The organism is Candidatus Saccharibacteria bacterium oral taxon 488 (genome assembly GCA_013100825.1).
Taxonomy (GTDB): Bacteria; Patescibacteriota; Saccharimonadia; order Saccharimonadales; family Saccharimonadaceae; genus Nanosynbacter.
Map to the genome: position 1 here is coordinate 441,776 of CP040001.1, position 16,362 is coordinate 458,137.

Consider the following 16,362-nt stretch of genomic DNA (forward strand, 5'->3'; position numbering starts at 1 on the left):
TTGGTGAGACAACTTGCCAGCACTATGCTATCTCCGTAGCCCCACAGCTTTTTGGACGCGGTGCAAGGTTGCATTAGCGATGACGTTCATGTCGCGCTCGCTGGACTCTAGTTTGTGTTCGATTGCCTGTTCATCAACTGCCGCCAGACGCGCCTGGAAATTCGCCAAGAATTCCGCTACTTCATCAGCCACAATTCGCTTGAAATCGCCGTAGCGCTCCATGCCAGCGTACTGGCTGATGGTCTGTTCCAAACTCACGTCTCGTCCAGCGTCTTGGCGCACCAGCGTCAAAATCTCCAGCAGATTGGAAATGCCTGGCTGGTTGTCACGGTCGTACTGTACCGTGCCCAGCGAATCGGTGGTGGCGCTCATGATCTTTTTGTGAGCTGCCTGCGGGTCGTCGCCTAGGAAAATCACGCCCTTGCCAGTGTCGTCGGACTTGCTCATTTTTTTAGTCGGGTTCGCCAAGTCCTTGATGCGCAGACCCTGGTCTTTGCCGAAGAATTGGTGTTGCTCAGCAACTGGTTTGGGTACGGTTAATAATTCGCCGAATTTGCGGTTCATGCGCTCGGCGATGTCGCGGGTGAATTCCAAGTGCTGGGTTTGGTCGTCGCCGACTGGCACATAAGCGGCGTTGTAAAGCAAAATGTCGGCCGCCATCAGGACTGGGTAGTTGAAGAGGCCGACGGAAACTTCTTTTTCAAAAGCCAGCTCGTTGTATAGCTGCATAAGTTCCGTTCTTCCCGAAATGTTATCATCGTTTTTTTGCGCATCAAGAGCTTTTTTGATTCTCTCGGCGACACTGCGAATATCTACCTTACCACCCTTATCCTTAAACTGCGTCATCCGGCTCATCTCGCCAAAACCAGTGAAGCAATCCAAAATCCACGCCAGCTCGCTGTGTGCCGGCACGCGGCTTTGGCGGTACAGGTGAATCGCCTGGTTGTCCAGCGGCAACCCTGCGGCCGTATAAATCCGGGCGTTGTTGAGGATGCTGTCGTACAATTTACTGTGATCAATCGGTGTAGTGAAGCTGTGTAGATCCGGGATGAACAGATTGATATCAAAATCGGTCGAGCGGCGCTTCGCCATATCGACAATCGGCAAAATCGCGCCAAAATAATTGCCAATGTGAATATCGTTGTTGGCGCGCACGCCAGTGAGGATGACGGGTTTACTCATAGTCCTATTATACCATTGATTCGGCGAGAGGTGTTTTACGAAATACCGCAACAAAAAACGCCTCAGTTAGCCTGCCCGGCATCAGGCGCAAGCAACCGCTTAGGTCATGCGTAAAAGCGCGGTCATTCCACGACCGGACGACAGGCACGCGATGTGGCAGCGGCGCGATGTCGATTGGCACAAGGCTGGCGTCAGGCTGACGACGCAATAGCCAGTCGACGACTACTTCGTTTTCTTCTGGCGCCATGGTGCAGGTGCTGTAGACAAGCGTGCCGTCAGGTTTCAGCAGTCGCCAAGCCTCGAGGATGAGGCGTTTTTGCAGGTCACTCAGTCTCCGGATATGCGCCACCGACCAGCTGTCAAACAACGGAGTATCGCTGGCGTTCAGGCTCATCAGCCCTTCGCCAGAACATGGAGCGTCAAGTAGAATTTTGTCAAAGGCCTCCAGCTGACGACGGGAGAGATTTCTAGCATCAGCTAGCATATATTCGGCTGAAACATTGAGCCGTTTGAGATTGGCCTGGAGCTTCATCAGGCGCGGCTTGGAATTGTCATTACAGACCAGGTCGGCTTGACCGCTGGCTATGGCCTGTATATGGCTGGATTTACCGCCGGGCGCAGCGCACAGGTCGAGGATGCGTTCACCCGCCGCAGGTGCAAGCGCCAGGACCGGCAGCCAGCTGGCGGCATTTTGGATATAGCCGCGTCCGCCGTCAGCCAGCTGCTGATATTCAGCGAGGTACTCCGGGATAATTTCGTAGCCATCCGGACACCGGGCAACCTGGCGGCTCAGCAGTTTGGGGGCGACTTCCCTATCGACCAATGGATTGAGCCGAAAACTCTGGGTGCGGGTTTGTGACAGCCTTGCCTCGACCTCGGCGCTAGGCAGACCGCTCCACTGTATCGTGCGATTGATCCAGAGCTCACGCTTTTTCTGGCGCTCCTGGGCTGGATCTTTACGCTTGGCCATAGTCGTCTCCGATGGCGTGCCGATTGATCGCTTGAGCAACAACTTGGCCATAGCGTTTGTCGATCTCATGACTTGCTAACATTTTAGTGACGGCGATGTGCTTTTGCTTTGCTAATTTTCGTAGGTTCTTATTGATAATGACTGGGTCAAATTGCCCGTAAAATATTTCAACCGGCATCGTCAATTCGGCAATTTCCGTTAGCGCCTTTTGGTTGATGATGGCCGCGTCTAAGGTGTCGAGAAAGATTGGCAGATTTGACTCATCGACGAGAAAGCCAGGATTGAATAGCTTGTATTTCTTGGCAAAATCGCTGGCGATCACCTTGCCGAGCGCTGGTTTATCGATAATTTTTTGGTACAGTGCACGCAGTTGGCGTTCAGCCGGGCGATCTTTGCCTTGTGGATGATACAGCGGCGGGCTGCACAGGATGAGCGAATCGATCAATGAAGGATAATATCGGGCGGCGTGTACCGCCACGAGCGCCCCTAAGCTATGGCCAACCAAGATGATTCGTCCATCGACTTTCTGCTGTGCCAAGGTTGCGACTAGTGAATCGACCTGCGTTTTGACATCATAGGTTTTCCAGTGGGGTCGCGGCGAATTGCCAAAACCGAGCAAGTCGACCGCTAGTACGCGAGTCGTTTTATCAATCCTACAACGCCCTACGACTCGCTGCCACATCGCCGACGAGCTCCCGATGCCATGAATCAACACGACAGTGGCGCGAGGCTGTTTCGGTGTTTGAAAATCATGCACGTATAGTTTATACGGTACGCGCAGCCAGCGATGGATGAGTCGGTCGAACATAGTTCTATAGTACCTGGTTGGTGAAATTAACAATAGCTTCGATAAACCGTCGTGGATTAAAGACGTGGATGACATGTTTGGCGGCGATTTTTTGATAGTGCATTTGCGGCGCTAACTGCTGGATATGTTTCGCATCGTCATAATCCATAGCACCCACCAAGCCGTACTGTGGCAGTCGCTGCCAGTCGGCATGCAATACCAGGAGTGGACAGCGGACAGCTTTTAGCGCTTGAGCGTGATCAAAATTACCGTACATACGACCATCAACAAAGGCCCGACCAAAATCTGGATCGTACATCTTGAGTGAGGTGAATTGCAGCTTCAATATATATGGTATATACCACTGATCAAGAGCAATTGGGTCACCAGGATGACGTTTTTCAGTTTGTTTGAGCTTCTTTGAAAGCCAACGGACAAACCACTGTGGCATTCTTTTCACGCGGCGTTCGTTAATGGGCATGACTTGATTAGCATAGTAGTTGGCCAGATCACGATGGTGGATGTCTCCGATGGCTTCAACCGTATGTTTGATGCCATTATATACAAATTTATCTTGATCACGAAAACGTGGCATCTCGGTCGAGAACACTGGCGCATCCTCTAAGACAGCAGCCGACACCCATTGACTAGCATGAGCTGCGCACCATAACGCAATGATGCCGCCAGATGAATTGCCTGACAGGATAGCTGGCTGCTTGATAACTGTGCTGATGAATTCCGCTACGTCTTCGCTAACAGTGTCCCAGGTATAATCACCGGGCGTCCAGCTGCTGCGTCCGTGTCCGCGAACATCAATGGCAAATACCCAAAATTGCTTGGCAAGTATGGGTAAGACCTTATGATAGCTTTGCCAGGTTCCCATTTGAGCGGGTATTAACACTAATGGAGGACCGTTTTTAGGGCCTTCAACATAGTTCATAGTTATGTGGCTCAGCTCCGCCTGCTTTTCCGCAAAACCTGCCGTGCGAATACGTTTAGACATGGCTAGTGGCTTATGTAGATACGGATTGGCATAGTTGTGTTTGAGACTGACCCGCTTATCTTTCATATTGCTTATTATATACTTTTCCTATGGAATAACAAAACACCTCGCCAGGGTTGGTGGCGAGGTGTCTGTGTATCGCAAACGAAGCTTAACGCTTAGAGAATTGTTCGCGCTTGCGGGCGGAACGCAAACCGTACTTCTTGCGCTCTTTCTCGCGCGGGTCGCGCTTGAGCAGCTCAGCCTTCTTCAAGACTGGGCGCAGATCAGCGTGAGCGGCCGTCAATGCTTTGGCGATGCCAAGCTTGATGGCGTCAACTTGACCAGCGAGACCGCCGCCTTTGACCAAGATGGTAACATCGTATTCCTTTTGCTTGCTGACGACAGCTAGTGGATCGGTTACTTCGGCGAGCAAGGTTTTGTTGCCATCCAAGTACTCAGCGGCTGCTTTACCGTTGATGGTGATGGTACCCTTGCCAGGAAGCAAGCGAACACTTGCTGAAGCGCTTTTGCGTCGTCCCAAGCCGTAGAAATAGGTATCAGTAGCCATATTACTTTACCTCAACTTTCTCTGGGGTTTGTGCTGTGTGAGCATGCTCGCTGCCAGCAAATACGCGCAGGCGCTTGAGGCGTTCTGCTTGCAATTTGTTCTTTGGCAACATACCTTTGACAGCTTCTTCAATAATTCGTTCTGGGTGGCGTTCACGCATTTCTTTGAACTGCGTTTCTTTGATGCCGCCTGGGAAACCACTGTGACGGTAGTAGTACTTGTCGGTTTCCTTGTAGCCAGTAACGACGGTGTTTGCAGCGTTGATAACCACGACGTAGTCGCCGCCGTCAACGTGCGGCGTGTAAGTTGGCTTGTATTTACCAGTCAAGTGCTTGGCAATTTCAGTTGCCAAACGTCCCAGTGGCAATTCGCTCGCGTCAAACAATACCCAGCGGCGAGAAACGTCAGATGGTTTTTGTGAATAAGTCTTCATCTTATTTCTCCTTCTTTGGCATTGGTTTGATATCGTCGACAAACTCGATGATTGCCATTTGCGCGCCGTCGCCAACACGTAGGCGTGTTCGTTCAACGCGAACGTGTCCGCTGGTGCGACCGCTCAGCTGTGGGGCAATTTCATCAACGAGCTTGTAGGCAGCAGCGCGAGTGCTGAGTGCTGCGATCACCTGGCGGCGGCTTGCCAAATCGCCTTTCTTCGCCTTGGTGATGATTTTTTCAATGTGGCGCTTCAGCTCTTTGGCTTTCGGCAAGGTGGTCTCGATTTTGCCGTGCTCGACCAGGCTGGTTGCCAGGCCCTTGAGCAAGGCTCGCCGTTGATCACGCTCACGGCCGAACTTGCGCCCTTGATATCCGTGTCTATGCATAGTTAAAACTCCAACTCCGCCATCTTGTCGCGTACTTCATCCAGCGCCTTTGAACCAAAGCCTTTCAATTCTCGCAAATCTTGCTCGGTCAACGTCACCAGGTCGCGAATCGTGCGGATTTCATTGTTAATCAGCGCGTTGGTGGTGCGGGCACTGAGGTTTAATTCTTCAATTGACATGTCAAGTTCCGAATCATCTGCCTCGTCGTTACCCAGCGCTGGCGCACCAGTTACCACAGTCGAGCCTGCCAGCGCGCTATATTGGCTGACGAGGATAGCCGCTGCTTCCTCAAAGGCTTCGCGCGGTGTCAATGTGCCGTCGGTCTCCACCGTCAGGGCGAGCTTCTCGAGGTTGGTCTCGTCGCCAACGCGTGTCGAGTCAACCTTGTAGCGAACGCGCAGCACTGGTGTAAAGATAGCGTCGAGCGCGATCATGTCGGAGTGCAACCGATTGGCACTCGACTCTTCAATCGTCTGATAGCCACGGCCAGCTTCTGCCACCAAGTCCATGATGACGGTCTTGTTCGGATCATCAATGGTAGCGATGATGTGGTCTGGGTTAACAACTTCTACTTCGCCGTTTGCTTGGATGTCGCCAGCGGTGATAACACCACCAGTTTTCTCCAGACGCAACTCAACTGGCTCGTCAGTGTGAACGCGGAGTCGCACACCCTTTAGGTTCAGCATGATGTCAACGACATCTTCTTTGACGCCCTCGACAGTGGTGAACTCGTGTGTCGCACCCTCGATACGAAAGGCAACGATCGCGCCACCGCGAATGCTCGAGAGCAAGACGCGGCGCATTGAGTTACCCAGCGTATTGCCATAGCCGGCGTGCATCGGCTCGATCAGAAAGGTTGCACTGGTCGCGGAAACATCATCAACGCTCGCGAGTGCTGGATTGTAAATTGCTTTTGCCATAATTCTTCCCTAACCCTTCTTTTATCGTGAGTAATACTCAACAATTAATTGCTCGTTGATATCAGCTTCTGCTTCCTCGCGCTTTGGCAAACCAGTCACTTCAATCTTCAACTTCTTGCTATCGCTCTTTAGCCAGCTCAGCGGGCCTTGGATTGAATTGTTGATCACGTTGTCAATTTGCGTAAAGTACTCAGATTTGGTGCTCTTTGGGCGAACGGTGATGACGTCGCCAGCTTTAACGCGAATCGATGGAATATCGACGCGGCGGCCGTTTAGCTCAAAGTGGCCGTGGCTGACTAGTTGGCGAGCAGCGCGGCGGCTAACAGCGAATCCAGAACGATAAACGACATTATCCAAGCGGCGCTCCAGCAACTTGAGCAGATTTTCGCCTGCCAAACCTTCTTGGGCGCGAGTTGCTTCGTTCATCAGCCGAGCAAATTGCTTTTCCACTAAACCATACAGGCGGCGAACTTTTTGCTTTTCGCGCAGCTGCGTGGCGTACAAGCTTGGCTTGCTATGTCGGCTGTGTGCGTGCTGACCTGGAATGCCAGATTTTCGTGCCAAAACTTTATGTGCTTTTGGATGAAGCGCATAACCTTCGCGGCGGCTTTGCTTGACAATCGGTGAATTATCTCGTGCCATAATTATGCCCTCCGTGCCTTTCGTGGACGGACACCGCCGTGAGGCACGCCAGTTACGTCCTTAATACTTTCTACTGAGATGTCGAAGGCGCCAATCGCACGAATAGCGGCGTCACGGCCCAAACCGACACCTTTGACGAAAACGTCAACTGATTTCAAACCATACTGAGTTTTCGCAGCTTCAGCAGCTTTCTCAGCAGCAACCTGTGAAGCATAGGCGGTGCCTTTTTTGCTACCACGGAAACCACATGCACCAGCTGATGAAGCGGTCAACACGTTACCTTTCTTGTCGGAAAAAGTAACGATGGTGTTGTTAAATGTTGCTTGAATATGCAGCTGACCAGCTGGGACTGATCGGCGCTGCTTCTTCTTGGTAGATTTTGCGTCTGCCATTTCTTAGTCCTTTCTTTAGGTCTTACTTGCTGCTTTTGGTTGTGTACCGCCCACGGCGATGGCGCGACCCTTGCGAGTTCGTGCATTCGTACGAGTCCGCTGTCCGCGTGTCGGCAGTCCTGCTTTATGGCGAAGACCGCGATAGGCGTTGATATCCTTCAAGCGCTTAATATTATTTGTCACCAAGCGCTGGAGATCACCTTCCACGGTGTATTCGCTGTCGATAATTTCGCGAATCTTGTTTTCTTCAGCCTCGGTGAGATCTTTCACCCGAGTGGTCGGCTCAATTTTAGCCGCCGCAAGGATGCTCGAAGCGTGCTTCGGCCCAATCCCATAAATATAGGTGAGCGCGATTTGCACCTGCTTCTCTGTTGGGATAACTACCCCAGCAATTCGAGCCATGCTTAACCCTGCCTTTGCTTGTTCTTAGGTTTTCGTTTGTTGATGACATACAGTCGGCCTTTGCGGCGCACTAGCTTGTCACCTTTCTTGGGATCTTTGTCGATCTTCTTGACACTTGCACGAACTTTCATAAAGTGCTCTGAAATCTCCCTTCCCGAGTAAACCCGAGATTATCGTTAGTATTATGACGAGCGCCGCGTGTTTCGAGCCACGTGCGCTGGTCGCTCCTCCTTGAGGCGAAAGACGATGCGACCCTTTGTGAGATCGTAAGGAGTCATCTCGACTTCCACCCTATCACCAGGCACCAGGCGGATATAATTCTTGCGCATCCGTCCCGAAATGTGCGCGATGATACTATGGCCATTCTCCAGTTCCACCCGAAATTGGGTATTAGGCAGTGCTTCCACCACCTTACCAATCATCTTGATGACTTCCTTTTGACTCGCCATAAGTTACAGTTGTCAATTATACCGTATCGCCTCGGCGATTACAAGAGGGACGAGCGTCGTTTTTTCGACTTTTTCTTGGTCAGTTCGTCTGGGTCAAAGTCGTCATAGGTAACCATCAGAGCGCGCGAGTTGAGCTGGCGCAGTGACTCAAGGCCGACCGAGACCACGATGAGCAGCCCGGTACCACCGATCGACAGGCGTGAGCCGCTAATCGCCGCCAGGTGATACATCAAATATTCAGCGACAAACGGCAAGATGGCAATTATGCCAAGGACGATTGAGCCGAACAAAATCAAGCGATTGACGGTGCGCATCAGATACTTTTCGGTTTGTTCACCGGGCCGAACACCCTCGATAAAGCCGCCCTGCTTTTGCAGATTCTCAGCAATTTCGTTGGCGTTAAAGACGATCCCGGTGTAGAAATAGGTAAAGGCAATAACCAGGAGGAAATACAGCGTCGGGTAAATGAATGCCTCCCAGGTGCTGCCGGTAAAGGAGCCCGGGTTGGGTGCCTGAAACCACGTGATCAGGGTGTTAGCAGTGTTTTGCAGGTTTGGATTGCCCGAGGCCTTCATGACCTGGCCGATAAATTGCGGCAAGCTGAGGAAGGCGACGGCAAAGATGACCGGGATGACGCCGGCAGCGATGAGCTTGACCGGCAGGATGCTCTTGATGCCGCCGTAGCTGGAGTTGCCGTGGATACGCTTGGCGTAATTGATGGTGATGACGCGCTGGGCTTCGTTAATTTTTACCAAGAAGTAGAGAACGATGAGCGAGGCGATAGCCATGATCACCACCAGCCAAAAGACAGTTGGATTCACCGGCAAGGTAAACCAGTTAAAGACATTCAGGCCGCCAGTCGAGGTGTTGCCGAGCGACGAAATGAGCGAACCAAGCATCTGCGGGATCTGGCTGATGATACCAGCGAAAATCAAGATAGAGATACCATTACCGATACCCTGCTCGGTAATCAATTCACCCAGCCACATGAGTAACACCGAACCGGCCGTCATTGCTGTCACGCCAACTGTCCACTCGAGCATCGTTGGATCGCTCAGTGTGGTCGTACCACCAGCTAGCACTGTCTGGCGCAAGAGGAATATAAAGGCGGTTGACTGGACGATAGCCAGTGGGATGGTTAGCCGCCGCGTCCACTGCTGGATCTTGCGCCTGCCTGATTCGCCGTCCTTGTGTAGCTCCTCGAGCTTTGGAATGGCCTTGGTGAGAAGCTGGGTGATGATACTAGCGGTAATGAATGGACTGAGCCCAACCAGCACGAGTGAAAAGCTCGCCAGCGCGCCACCCGAAAGCAAGTTCAAGAATCCACCGAGGTCGGTCTGCCCCAGTGCGGCCGCCAGTGCCGTCTTCATCTGTGTCGGATTCGCTAGCGGCACCGGAATATGCGCCAGCATTCGATACACCACAATAATCCCCACCACAATGGCCAGGCGTTTCTGCATATCTTTATTTTTCAGCGACCGGAAAATTATTCTCCAATTCATGTTTTAGCCCCTCATAGTCACTAACAATTCTTAACTCTGTCAATTATACATGACCGCGGCCGATATTTCCATACTAAAAACATAAAGCACATGCGCTATAATTGAAATAATTAACATAACGCAAGATTGAGGTGTCATATGCAACAGCAGCCCGAAACTCCAGTAACTCCATCGCCAATGCCGCAGCTAAGCCCAGAATTACCGCCACATTATCCGCCAAAGAAAAGTAAGCTATGGCTATGGATTATGCTGGCGATTGTCGGCGTGTTGGTGATAGTTGGGGTTATCATAACAATTATTATTGTGTCGAATAACTCCACTTCTTCAGCTGATACAACAACTTCACGTCAGCGAGCGACCAGGCCCGATAAGAATAATGACAATGAGGAGGATAAAGACAATCAGCAAGGCTCAGCTACAAAGGCCACAAAATGCCTAACGTCTGCGGATTTTCGAAGATCTGGCTATACGCACGTAAAGGATGGCTATTTTGTGTTAGAGGACGGTAGGTTTAAGTTTCGTAGCATTCTCTTTAAGCCAGATTCAACGCAGTACCAACGTGGAACTTCCAACGTTGAAATGGCTAAGCTAGGGGTGCTTTACAAATTTAATACTGACAAGCAATTTTCGATTGAGCTGGTCCCTAATGAGACGGGTGAGGGCTCAAAGCTGGCTTTGGAGCGTGCCAATAAGATTAAGCACGATTTGGTATCTAATGGAATTCCAGAGCGTAAGATTACTGTTTCTGAGCTAACGGTCGCCGATCATGACAATAGTGACGATACGGCCAACAGGCGTGTAACGATTTATTTCGTTGCACCGCAGAAATGTAGCGAAAAGTAGTCCGACTCACCAAGATAAAGGAAAATCCCCTTCTCTTACAAAGGGGATTTTCTAGTCGCTAAAGGAAATTATTTTTCCTTGGCTTCTTTCATGCTTTGGCGCAAAGGTGTAGCGACTTTCTCAAATGAGCCGCCAGCTTTTTCAATCGCTGTAACAACCGAAGCGGAAGCAGCTTGTACTTTCAAGTCAACCTTAGCTTTCAATTCACCGCGAGCGATCACCTTGACCGTATGGAACGGCGTGGCGATGTAGCCTTCGGTAAACAACAGCGCGTTGTCAACAGTTTTGCCGTCAAAGGTGTTCAAGTGGTCGAGATAGACTACCTGAGCTGGTGTGCGCAGACTCTTGAAACCGCGAGCCTTTGGTACGGCCTGAGCCAGTGGGCGCTGACCACCCTGGAACATGGCGCGAAGCTTTTTACCAGTGCGGGCGTTCTGACCTTTGGTACCACGACCAGCGGTTTTACCTTGACCAGCAGCGATACCGCGACCAACGCGCTTTTTATTCTTGTTTGCTGAGACTTGGAGATCGTTGTATTTCATTACTTAGCCTCCTTTTTAGCAGTCTTTTTGACTGGCTGAGCATTGAGCCATTCTTCGCGTGGAACCAATGATTTTAATGCTTCAATAGTTGCATAGGCGATGTTCACCTTGTTGGTTGAACCAAGCGACTTGGTCAATAGGTTGCGAACACCAGTTACACCGATGATTTGTCGGACAACACCACCAGCGATGATACCAGTACCAGGAGCAGCCGGCTTGATTAGCACTCGGGCGCCTGAGAACTTAACTTCGCTGTCGTGTGGAATGGTTTCGCCGCTCAGTGGCAAAGTGATCAAGTGCTTCTTGGCAACTGAGGTTGCCTTGGCAACAGCAGCTTGCACGTCGGCACCTTTGGCCACACCGACACCAACCTTATCCTTGCGGTTACCGACAACCACCAACGCCTTAAAGCGGAAACGGCGGCCACCTTTCACCACGCGGCTGACGCGGTCAATGTTGATGACCAATTCTTCAAACTCTTTTGGTGCGTCATCGCGCACATTTCGCCGGTCATCGCGGCGACCACCACGCGGACTGCGAGGCCGGCGGCCTTCTGCGCGTGGGGTAGTATTTGCAGCTTGTTCTGCCATACTAGAACTCCAATCCTTCTTGGCGCGCAGCATCAGCCAATGCTTTCAAGCGACCAGCGTACTGGCGGCCATTGCGGTCAAAGACTACTGCGCTAATGTTACTCTTCTTTGCTTTCTTGGCAATTTCAGTACCGATGGCAGCACATTTTTCGCTCATCGTACCTTTTGCTTTGGTGCCAACGGTGGTTGCGGCAGCCAATGTCTTGCCTGCGACGTCGTCGATCAGCTGAACACTAACGTGCATATTGCTGATGGTGACCGTCAGGCGTGGGCGCTCTGCAGTGCCTGAAACTTTCGCGCGAACGCGGTTTTTGCGAAGAGCTTGGTTGAGTAATTTCTTGTTCTCAGTCATGATTACTTACCTGTCTTTCCTGCTTTGCGCAAAATTTGCTCGTCGGCGTACTTGATACCCTTGCCCTTGTATGGCTCAGGCTTCTTCAGCGCGCGGATTTCCGCAGCGACTTGGCCGACTTGCTGTTTATTGATACCGCTGACGATGATAGTCATCTTTTCATTGGTAACGGTTATGCCTTCTGGGGCTTTGTATTTGACTGGGTGTGAAAATCCGAGCGCCATTTCCAGCTCGTTGTTGCTGGAACTCACGCGGAAACCGACACCATTGACCTCGAGGCGCTTTTCGTAACCTTTAGTCACGCCGATTACCATGTTGTTGATTAGCGCGCGCATCAGACCGTGCTGGGCGCGAGCAGTTTTGGACTCATCCTTCGGATGAACCGTGACTTGTCCGTCTTCGACTTTCACCTCAACCGCTGGCGTGATGAATTGTGTCAATTCACCTTTCGGGCCCTTTACGACCACGTCACCAGAGTCAACCGTGATTGTCACACCGGCCGGAATAACCACCGGCAGTTTTCCGATTCGACTCAGACTCATTACTCACCTTTCGTGTGATTTGATATTAACTCTGGTATTTTAGCATAGATTAGGGGTGAAATGCAAGGTATAAGCACGATTCAACTCTCGGGGACTTTGCCTACTTTTGAGGATCAGTCCCAGCGGCGTTTTTCAAGAGGTCGAACATACGGATGGCCTTAGTGCTGAGTCTCGAGACGGTTTCAATTTTTCCTCCGGCACCCATCAGTTCATCGCGCCATATTTGCTGACGCTCTTTCATATCTGCCTCTAGCCCGTAAAAGCTTTCCAATACCTTTTCTTCCAAACCGCCAATTTCCTGGATAGATATTGTATCAGTTGTAATCTGGATACCCGCTTCATTCAGCTGATCGGAGAGTTCCTCGTTCACAGATTCTGTTAGACCCGATAATACACGTGCAGCCCTCCTAAGTCCGTCAATTGTTTTGGCGGTAGCGGGCTGTGCGTCATTGTAGCCGACAATTCCATGCTCGTAGCTGCGCCCCATTCCCTTACATTTGAACTGACTGAGAGGCATTCCCTCCAGATAGGTGCCGAAGGTTAAATCATATGTAGCGCTATCTCTATCGTGACTCACATCTGCTGACGAACCTGCTACTAGATTAAATTCGCGCACCTCCTTGAGTTCTTCTTTGAGAAGCCTGTATAGGTCATATTGCTTAGCATCTAAGCCTTTGAATACAAGATCATGCTGACCATCTGCACAATAATGGGCGAAGGTATTCTGAAGTGATAGCATATGCTCCGTCGGATCACCATTGATCACATCCAGCTCACGATAAGCTTCGCCTATGGTTGAAAAATCCTCCGAAAGGCCGTATGGTCGAATTTTCTTGGAGTCAAATACCGTTTGCCATAATTCAGTCCGTTTCTGGAAAAGATCATCATAATAGCCATGGATGGCATTCATTTGATCTGGCGTCAGCATCTTGATGTTTAATCCTGGACCCAATGTATTCACGATAGCAGCGGCACTGAGACGATTTGTCGTATCAGTATGATCAATTGGTCTTTGATTTATCTCAAGACGGCTGCCTTTGTTGTTTGGTTGTGCTAACTCGTGCATATTTTACGCTCCCAAAGAGTAAAACTCCTCTTTTAATACAAATCATATAGTTTCTAAATTATACTATAGTTGTGCCGTATGTCAACATATACAACGCTACTTCTCTTTCACCTCGCACCAGCCGTTGTTACCATTAGGATAGCAGGTGATATCAAGATCCTTACCGGTAAATTTTGTAAAGCCAGAATAGCTTACTGTACCCCAATCCTTCTTCGTTCCAGCACAACCAACGGAAACTTTTATTTTTTCGCCGATCACACCCACCATGTCTTTAGTGTCAACGACCGACTGGTCGCTAGTTGGATTAGTCTCCACCCAGTCCGATTTTATTTTCCCGTTTGTTCTCTCTACCCACGCACCGACAAACTTCTCGCCGTTGGCACAGGTAATTTGCCCGCCGACGGTGATGATGTCTCCCTCTTTAGGCGTAGTCTTTGTCGGACGCGAGGTTGGTTCTGACGGGGACGGCGTCACAGTTTCGGTGACGCGTACGGTTTGTGTTGCTCGTGGCGTCTCGGTCGTTTGCGGATGCCTGTTCGTCGTGGTCACGGTAACAGTCGCTGGGGCTGGCTTGGCGTCCAATCCCGACAGGCCACAGCCAGAGGCAAACAGTGCCACTACGCCCATAAGGCTAGCTAGCGGTCGGCGTAAAACGTTACCAATTTTTCCGCTGATAGTGGATTCTGGGGATTCATGAGTCATGGTTATTCCTTTCTTGTGGTTGATTATCTGGATCGTCCGATATTATTACGCTATAAACATGCTCTGCAAGACCGGCCGCAGCAACCTCAACAAGTGTATCTCCACTATATTCGTGACCCTGTTTATATATATTACGAATTTCCTGCTCTAACCTTTTTCCGACCCTACGCCCTAGCCTCTTCTGACCGGTATTCCTGGTCTGCTGAAGCTTCAACTGCCCTACTTTTTGTTTTTGTACTAGCCCAGCACGTTTTGCATTTAGTCTATCTATCGTCTGATCAATGCCGTCCATCTCATGAGTAGACTCTAGTCCACGGCGTATTGTTTTTAGTCTAGCAATACTATCGTCAATCTCACGCATCTCACGGGCAATATCATCTATCTCCCGCCGTATTGTCCTCTCCCTATTCACCTCGTCAAGTAATACATTAATTGATGATGAACTACTAGGAGTGTATTCCCCTGTGTCGCATACCTTCTCTGTCATTACTTTGGCATTATACCATAAAAGTACTTTGCTAGCAAGCAAAACACTCTCCTAAGGCAATGGATCTCAACGAGACAATGACCAACATTGATGCCGGCCGCATTACTCACCTGTATACTCTCGGTTGCCCTGCTGTCTACGTTGCTGAGATCGTAACTCGTCCGCATAAAACAGCGGCGAGTATAACATACACTACTCCTGCTCGCGCTTTGCTAATTGCACCTGTGTCCCAGCCAGCATATCCCCGAGGTGTCGCCGGTCGCGGCGTATGGTACCCATCAAGAACATAATGACCAACAGAATACAGGAGATAAGTGACAATACGATACTCATTGTGTCGAACTCAGTGTACACTCCGTGAATGACAGCCATATGGCCAATTTGCCAAGGGAGAAATTTGATACCATTACGAACGAAGCTGCGGCTAACGCTTTTATGTACAAAATAAATCTCTAGCCCGGCGGTGCGCTTGCCGATGCTACCGCTCTTGAAGTCAAGATGGGTAAATAGTGCGACGACAACCAAAACTGACGCAAACGTAGCGATGAGTTGACTGTGCAACTCAGAAAAGGTCGGGATACCACCAAGCGTCATAAAGTAACAGGCCATTGACACGGCAAAAAGACAGAGCAGATAAGCGCTGATGACTAGCCAATCAATACATAGTTCTTTAATACGAGTGGCAAATGGGATGGGGTTATCGTCGCGCATAGCTGTATTATAACGGAAGTAATTTGAGCATGCAAAAGCGCCCAGGACTTCCCCGAGCGCTTTCCTTCCAGCTAGCAGTGTTAGATTAATACACCTTCAACAACAACTCACCACCAAGCTTAGCCTTGGCTGCTTCAGCGCCAGTCATGACACCTTTTGAGGTTGAGATGAGTACCAAACCGCGGCCGCTTTTCACCTTTGGAATCTCGCTAGCGCCGACGTAGACACGACGGCCTGGCTTTGATACGCGGGTGATCTCGTTGATGGTGCTGTTGGTACCTGCTTCGTTGATGGTCACGACCAGCACACCGCGAGGCTTGGCGTCCTCTAGTTTAACATCTGCAAGGTAGCCGTTTTTGACTAATTGCTCAGCGATGACTTTTTTCATCTTGCTGGACGGAACACGAACTTCCGTCTTGCCAACCAGTTTCGCATTGCGAATGCGCGTCAGAAGGTCGGCGATTGGGTCTGTAGTTTGCATAGACATTGTCGAATCTCCTTTCCTTCTTACCAACTACTCTTTGTTATGCCTGGGATTTCGCCCTTGGCTGCTTTTTCGCGGAAATTGATGCGGCTCAGGCCAAACTGGCGCATGTAGCCGCGTGGACGGCCGGAAATGCTGTCGCGGTTCTTGTGCCGAGTCGGGCTCGAGTTGCGAGGCAATTTCTGCAAACCGTCGAGGTCGCCAAGTTCTTTGAGCTCAGCGCGCTTCGCAGCGTATTTTGCAATCATCTTCAGACGCTTTTTGTCGCGAGCGACCATTGATTTCTTAGCCATTAATCATTACCTCCGTCTAACTCAACTGTACGCTCATCATCTGGGATACCCCAGCCTTCTTGCTCGGGTGTCCAGTCCTCTGGATCAATCGCACCCCAACCTTCCTGTTCAGGTGTCCAATCTGCGTAGT

General features: G+C 50.5%; 25 protein-coding genes. 1 reads left to right on the top strand and 24 read right to left on the bottom strand.

The genetic code is table 11. The annotated features are described in order from the left end of the window. Positions 1–27 precede the first annotated feature (27 nt). From trpS to secY, 14 genes are all read right to left on the bottom strand, one after another. Positions 28–1,182, bottom strand: a complete 1,155-nt coding sequence (gene trpS, locus FBF26_02360; protein ID QJU10100.1) for a tryptophan--tRNA ligase — start codon at positions 1,180–1,182, stop codon at positions 28–30. A gap of 7 nt (positions 1,183–1,189) precedes the next feature. After that, positions 1,190–2,221, bottom strand: a complete 1,032-nt coding sequence (locus tag FBF26_02365; protein QJU10101.1) for an RsmB/NOP family class I SAM-dependent RNA methyltransferase — start codon at positions 2,219–2,221, stop codon at positions 1,190–1,192. Further along, entirely contained in the window at positions 2,139–3,035 is an 897-nt protein-coding gene (locus FBF26_02370; GenBank protein QJU10102.1) for an alpha/beta hydrolase, read from the bottom strand. The genes FBF26_02365 and FBF26_02370 overlap by 83 nt, the downstream gene beginning before the upstream one ends. Then, positions 2,965–3,942 carry an alpha/beta hydrolase gene (locus FBF26_02375; GenBank protein QJU10561.1) on the bottom strand — a complete coding sequence of 326 codons (978 nt, stop codon included), beginning with the start codon at positions 3,940–3,942 and terminating at the stop codon, positions 2,965–2,967. The genes FBF26_02370 and FBF26_02375 overlap by 71 nt, the downstream gene beginning before the upstream one ends. 151 nt (positions 3,943–4,093) lie before the next feature. Then, positions 4,094–4,492, bottom strand: coding sequence for a 30S ribosomal protein S9 (gene rpsI, locus FBF26_02380; GenBank protein QJU10103.1), 399 nt, complete (start codon positions 4,490–4,492; stop codon positions 4,094–4,096). A gap of 1 nt (position 4,493) precedes the next feature. After that, positions 4,494–4,925: a 50S ribosomal protein L13 gene (gene rplM / locus FBF26_02385; protein QJU10104.1), complete on the bottom strand. Its 432-nt coding sequence runs from the start codon at positions 4,923–4,925 to the stop codon at positions 4,494–4,496. 1 nt (position 4,926) lies between these two features. Further along, a complete protein-coding gene (locus tag FBF26_02390) occupies positions 4,927–5,313 on the bottom strand; it encodes a 50S ribosomal protein L17 (GenBank protein QJU10105.1) in 387 nt (128 codons plus the stop codon). Between the two features lie 2 nt (positions 5,314–5,315). After that, a complete protein-coding gene (locus tag FBF26_02395; protein QJU10106.1) occupies positions 5,316–6,233 on the bottom strand; it encodes a DNA-directed RNA polymerase subunit alpha in 918 nt (305 codons plus the stop codon). Positions 6,234–6,254: 21 nt separating this feature from the next. After that, a complete protein-coding gene (gene rpsD, locus FBF26_02400) occupies positions 6,255–6,875 on the bottom strand; it encodes a 30S ribosomal protein S4 (protein QJU10107.1) in 621 nt (206 codons plus the stop codon). A 2-nt stretch (positions 6,876–6,877) separates the two neighbouring features. Beyond that, the gene (gene rpsK, locus FBF26_02405) at positions 6,878–7,267 is read right to left on the bottom strand and encodes a 30S ribosomal protein S11 (protein ID QJU10108.1); all 390 of its coding nucleotides are present in this window, start codon (positions 7,265–7,267) and stop codon (positions 6,878–6,880) included. A gap of 15 nt (positions 7,268–7,282) precedes the next feature. Then, positions 7,283–7,669 carry a 30S ribosomal protein S13 gene (rpsM, locus tag FBF26_02410; GenBank protein QJU10109.1) on the bottom strand — a complete coding sequence of 129 codons (387 nt, stop codon included), beginning with the start codon at positions 7,667–7,669 and terminating at the stop codon, positions 7,283–7,285. A gap of 2 nt (positions 7,670–7,671) precedes the next feature. Beyond that, positions 7,672–7,800 (bottom strand): 50S ribosomal protein L36, encoded by a 129-nt coding sequence (locus FBF26_02415; GenBank protein QJU10110.1) that lies wholly within the window; start codon positions 7,798–7,800, stop codon positions 7,672–7,674. A 51-nt stretch (positions 7,801–7,851) separates the two neighbouring features. Beyond that, entirely contained in the window at positions 7,852–8,118 is a 267-nt protein-coding gene (gene infA, locus FBF26_02420) for a translation initiation factor IF-1 (GenBank protein ID QJU10111.1), read from the bottom strand. A 38-nt stretch (positions 8,119–8,156) separates the two neighbouring features. Beyond that, on the bottom strand, positions 8,157–9,620 hold the full coding sequence (gene secY / locus FBF26_02425) for a preprotein translocase subunit SecY (protein ID QJU10112.1): 1,464 nt from the start codon (positions 9,618–9,620) through the stop codon (positions 8,157–8,159). Between the two features lie 138 nt (positions 9,621–9,758). On the opposite strand from secY, the gene FBF26_02430 reads away from it, so the two are divergent. Further along, complete coding sequence (locus tag FBF26_02430) at positions 9,759–10,463, top strand: hypothetical protein (GenBank protein ID QJU10113.1); 705 nt, start codon at positions 9,759–9,761, stop codon at positions 10,461–10,463. A 68-nt stretch (positions 10,464–10,531) separates the two neighbouring features. Here the strand turns inward: FBF26_02430 and rplO are convergent, their stop codons facing one another. The 10 genes from rplO to rpsN all read right to left on the bottom strand — a co-directional run bounded on the left by rplO (position 10,532) and on the right by rpsN (position 16,232). Further along, entirely contained in the window at positions 10,532–11,005 is a 474-nt protein-coding gene (gene rplO, locus FBF26_02435) for a 50S ribosomal protein L15 (protein QJU10114.1), read from the bottom strand. Continuing rightward, positions 11,005–11,595 (bottom strand): 30S ribosomal protein S5, encoded by a 591-nt coding sequence (locus tag FBF26_02440; protein ID QJU10115.1) that lies wholly within the window; start codon positions 11,593–11,595, stop codon positions 11,005–11,007. The genes rplO and FBF26_02440 overlap by 1 nt, the downstream gene beginning before the upstream one ends. A 1-nt stretch (position 11,596) precedes the next feature. Next, on the bottom strand, positions 11,597–11,947 hold the full coding sequence (locus tag FBF26_02445; protein ID QJU10116.1) for a 50S ribosomal protein L18: 351 nt from the start codon (positions 11,945–11,947) through the stop codon (positions 11,597–11,599). 2 nt (positions 11,948–11,949) lie between these two features. Then, positions 11,950–12,483, bottom strand: a complete 534-nt coding sequence (locus FBF26_02450; protein QJU10562.1) for a 50S ribosomal protein L6 — start codon at positions 12,481–12,483, stop codon at positions 11,950–11,952. A 106-nt stretch (positions 12,484–12,589) separates the two neighbouring features. Continuing rightward, on the bottom strand, positions 12,590–13,555 hold the full coding sequence (locus FBF26_02455) for a hypothetical protein (GenBank protein QJU10117.1): 966 nt from the start codon (positions 13,553–13,555) through the stop codon (positions 12,590–12,592). Between the two features lie 96 nt (positions 13,556–13,651). After that, the gene (locus FBF26_02460; GenBank protein QJU10118.1) at positions 13,652–14,257 is read right to left on the bottom strand and encodes a hypothetical protein; all 606 of its coding nucleotides are present in this window, start codon (positions 14,255–14,257) and stop codon (positions 13,652–13,654) included. Further along, positions 14,247–14,744 carry a hypothetical protein gene (locus tag FBF26_02465; GenBank protein ID QJU10119.1) on the bottom strand — a complete coding sequence of 166 codons (498 nt, stop codon included), beginning with the start codon at positions 14,742–14,744 and terminating at the stop codon, positions 14,247–14,249. Before FBF26_02465 ends, FBF26_02460 begins: the two co-directional genes overlap by 11 nt. Positions 14,745–14,936: 192 nt before the next feature. Beyond that, positions 14,937–15,455 carry an RDD family protein gene (locus tag FBF26_02470; protein QJU10120.1) on the bottom strand — a complete coding sequence of 173 codons (519 nt, stop codon included), beginning with the start codon at positions 15,453–15,455 and terminating at the stop codon, positions 14,937–14,939. Between the two features lie 85 nt (positions 15,456–15,540). Beyond that, complete coding sequence (gene rpsH / locus FBF26_02475; protein QJU10121.1) at positions 15,541–15,942, bottom strand: 30S ribosomal protein S8; 402 nt, start codon at positions 15,940–15,942, stop codon at positions 15,541–15,543. A 20-nt stretch (positions 15,943–15,962) separates the two neighbouring features. Further along, a complete protein-coding gene (gene rpsN / locus FBF26_02480) occupies positions 15,963–16,232 on the bottom strand; it encodes a 30S ribosomal protein S14 (GenBank protein ID QJU10122.1) in 270 nt (89 codons plus the stop codon). Positions 16,233–16,362: the final 130 nt, after the last annotated feature.

Bases quoted from the DNA above. Each gene is read 5' to 3' on its own strand.
- trpS (QJU10100.1), bottom strand. From the start codon at position 1,182: ATGAGTAAACCCGTCATCCTCACTGGCGTGCGCGCCAACAACGATATT.
- FBF26_02365 (QJU10101.1), bottom strand. From the start codon at position 2,221: ATGAGATCGACAAACGCTATGGCCAAGTTGTTGCTCAAGCGATCAATC.
- FBF26_02370 (QJU10102.1), bottom strand. From the start codon at position 3,035: ATGTCATCCACGTCTTTAATCCACGACGGTTTATCGAAGCTATTGTTA.
- FBF26_02375 (QJU10561.1), bottom strand. From the start codon at position 3,942: ATGTCTAAACGTATTCGCACGGCAGGTTTTGCGGAAAAGCAGGCGGAG.
- rpsI (QJU10103.1), bottom strand. From the start codon at position 4,492: ATGGCTACTGATACCTATTTCTACGGCTTGGGACGACGCAAAAGCGCT.
- rplM (QJU10104.1), bottom strand. From the start codon at position 4,925: ATGAAGACTTATTCACAAAAACCATCTGACGTTTCTCGCCGCTGGGTA.
- FBF26_02390 (QJU10105.1), bottom strand. From the start codon at position 5,313: ATGCATAGACACGGATATCAAGGGCGCAAGTTCGGCCGTGAGCGTGAT.
- FBF26_02395 (QJU10106.1), bottom strand. From the start codon at position 6,233: ATGGCAAAAGCAATTTACAATCCAGCACTCGCGAGCGTTGATGATGTT.
- rpsD (QJU10107.1), bottom strand. From the start codon at position 6,875: ATGGCACGAGATAATTCACCGATTGTCAAGCAAAGCCGCCGCGAAGGT.
- rpsK (QJU10108.1), bottom strand. From the start codon at position 7,267: ATGGCAGACGCAAAATCTACCAAGAAGAAGCAGCGCCGATCAGTCCCA.
- rpsM (QJU10109.1), bottom strand. From the start codon at position 7,669: ATGGCTCGAATTGCTGGGGTAGTTATCCCAACAGAGAAGCAGGTGCAA.
- FBF26_02415 (QJU10110.1), bottom strand. From the start codon at position 7,800: ATGAAAGTTCGTGCAAGTGTCAAGAAGATCGACAAAGATCCCAAGAAA.
- infA (QJU10111.1), bottom strand. From the start codon at position 8,118: ATGGCGAGTCAAAAGGAAGTCATCAAGATGATTGGTAAGGTGGTGGAA.
- secY (QJU10112.1), bottom strand. From the start codon at position 9,620: ATGAATTGGAGAATAATTTTCCGGTCGCTGAAAAATAAAGATATGCAG.
- FBF26_02430 (QJU10113.1), top strand. From the start codon at position 9,759: ATGCAACAGCAGCCCGAAACTCCAGTAACTCCATCGCCAATGCCGCAG.
- rplO (QJU10114.1), bottom strand. From the start codon at position 11,005: ATGAAATACAACGATCTCCAAGTCTCAGCAAACAAGAATAAAAAGCGC.
- FBF26_02440 (QJU10115.1), bottom strand. From the start codon at position 11,595: ATGGCAGAACAAGCTGCAAATACTACCCCACGCGCAGAAGGCCGCCGG.
- FBF26_02445 (QJU10116.1), bottom strand. From the start codon at position 11,947: ATGACTGAGAACAAGAAATTACTCAACCAAGCTCTTCGCAAAAACCGC.
- FBF26_02455 (QJU10117.1), bottom strand. From the start codon at position 13,555: ATGCACGAGTTAGCACAACCAAACAACAAAGGCAGCCGTCTTGAGATA.
- FBF26_02460 (QJU10118.1), bottom strand. From the start codon at position 14,257: ATGACTCATGAATCCCCAGAATCCACTATCAGCGGAAAAATTGGTAAC.
- FBF26_02465 (QJU10119.1), bottom strand. From the start codon at position 14,744: ATGACAGAGAAGGTATGCGACACAGGGGAATACACTCCTAGTAGTTCA.
- FBF26_02470 (QJU10120.1), bottom strand. From the start codon at position 15,455: ATGCGCGACGATAACCCCATCCCATTTGCCACTCGTATTAAAGAACTA.
- rpsH (QJU10121.1), bottom strand. From the start codon at position 15,942: ATGTCTATGCAAACTACAGACCCAATCGCCGACCTTCTGACGCGCATT.
- rpsN (QJU10122.1), bottom strand. From the start codon at position 16,232: ATGGCTAAGAAATCAATGGTCGCTCGCGACAAAAAGCGTCTGAAGATG.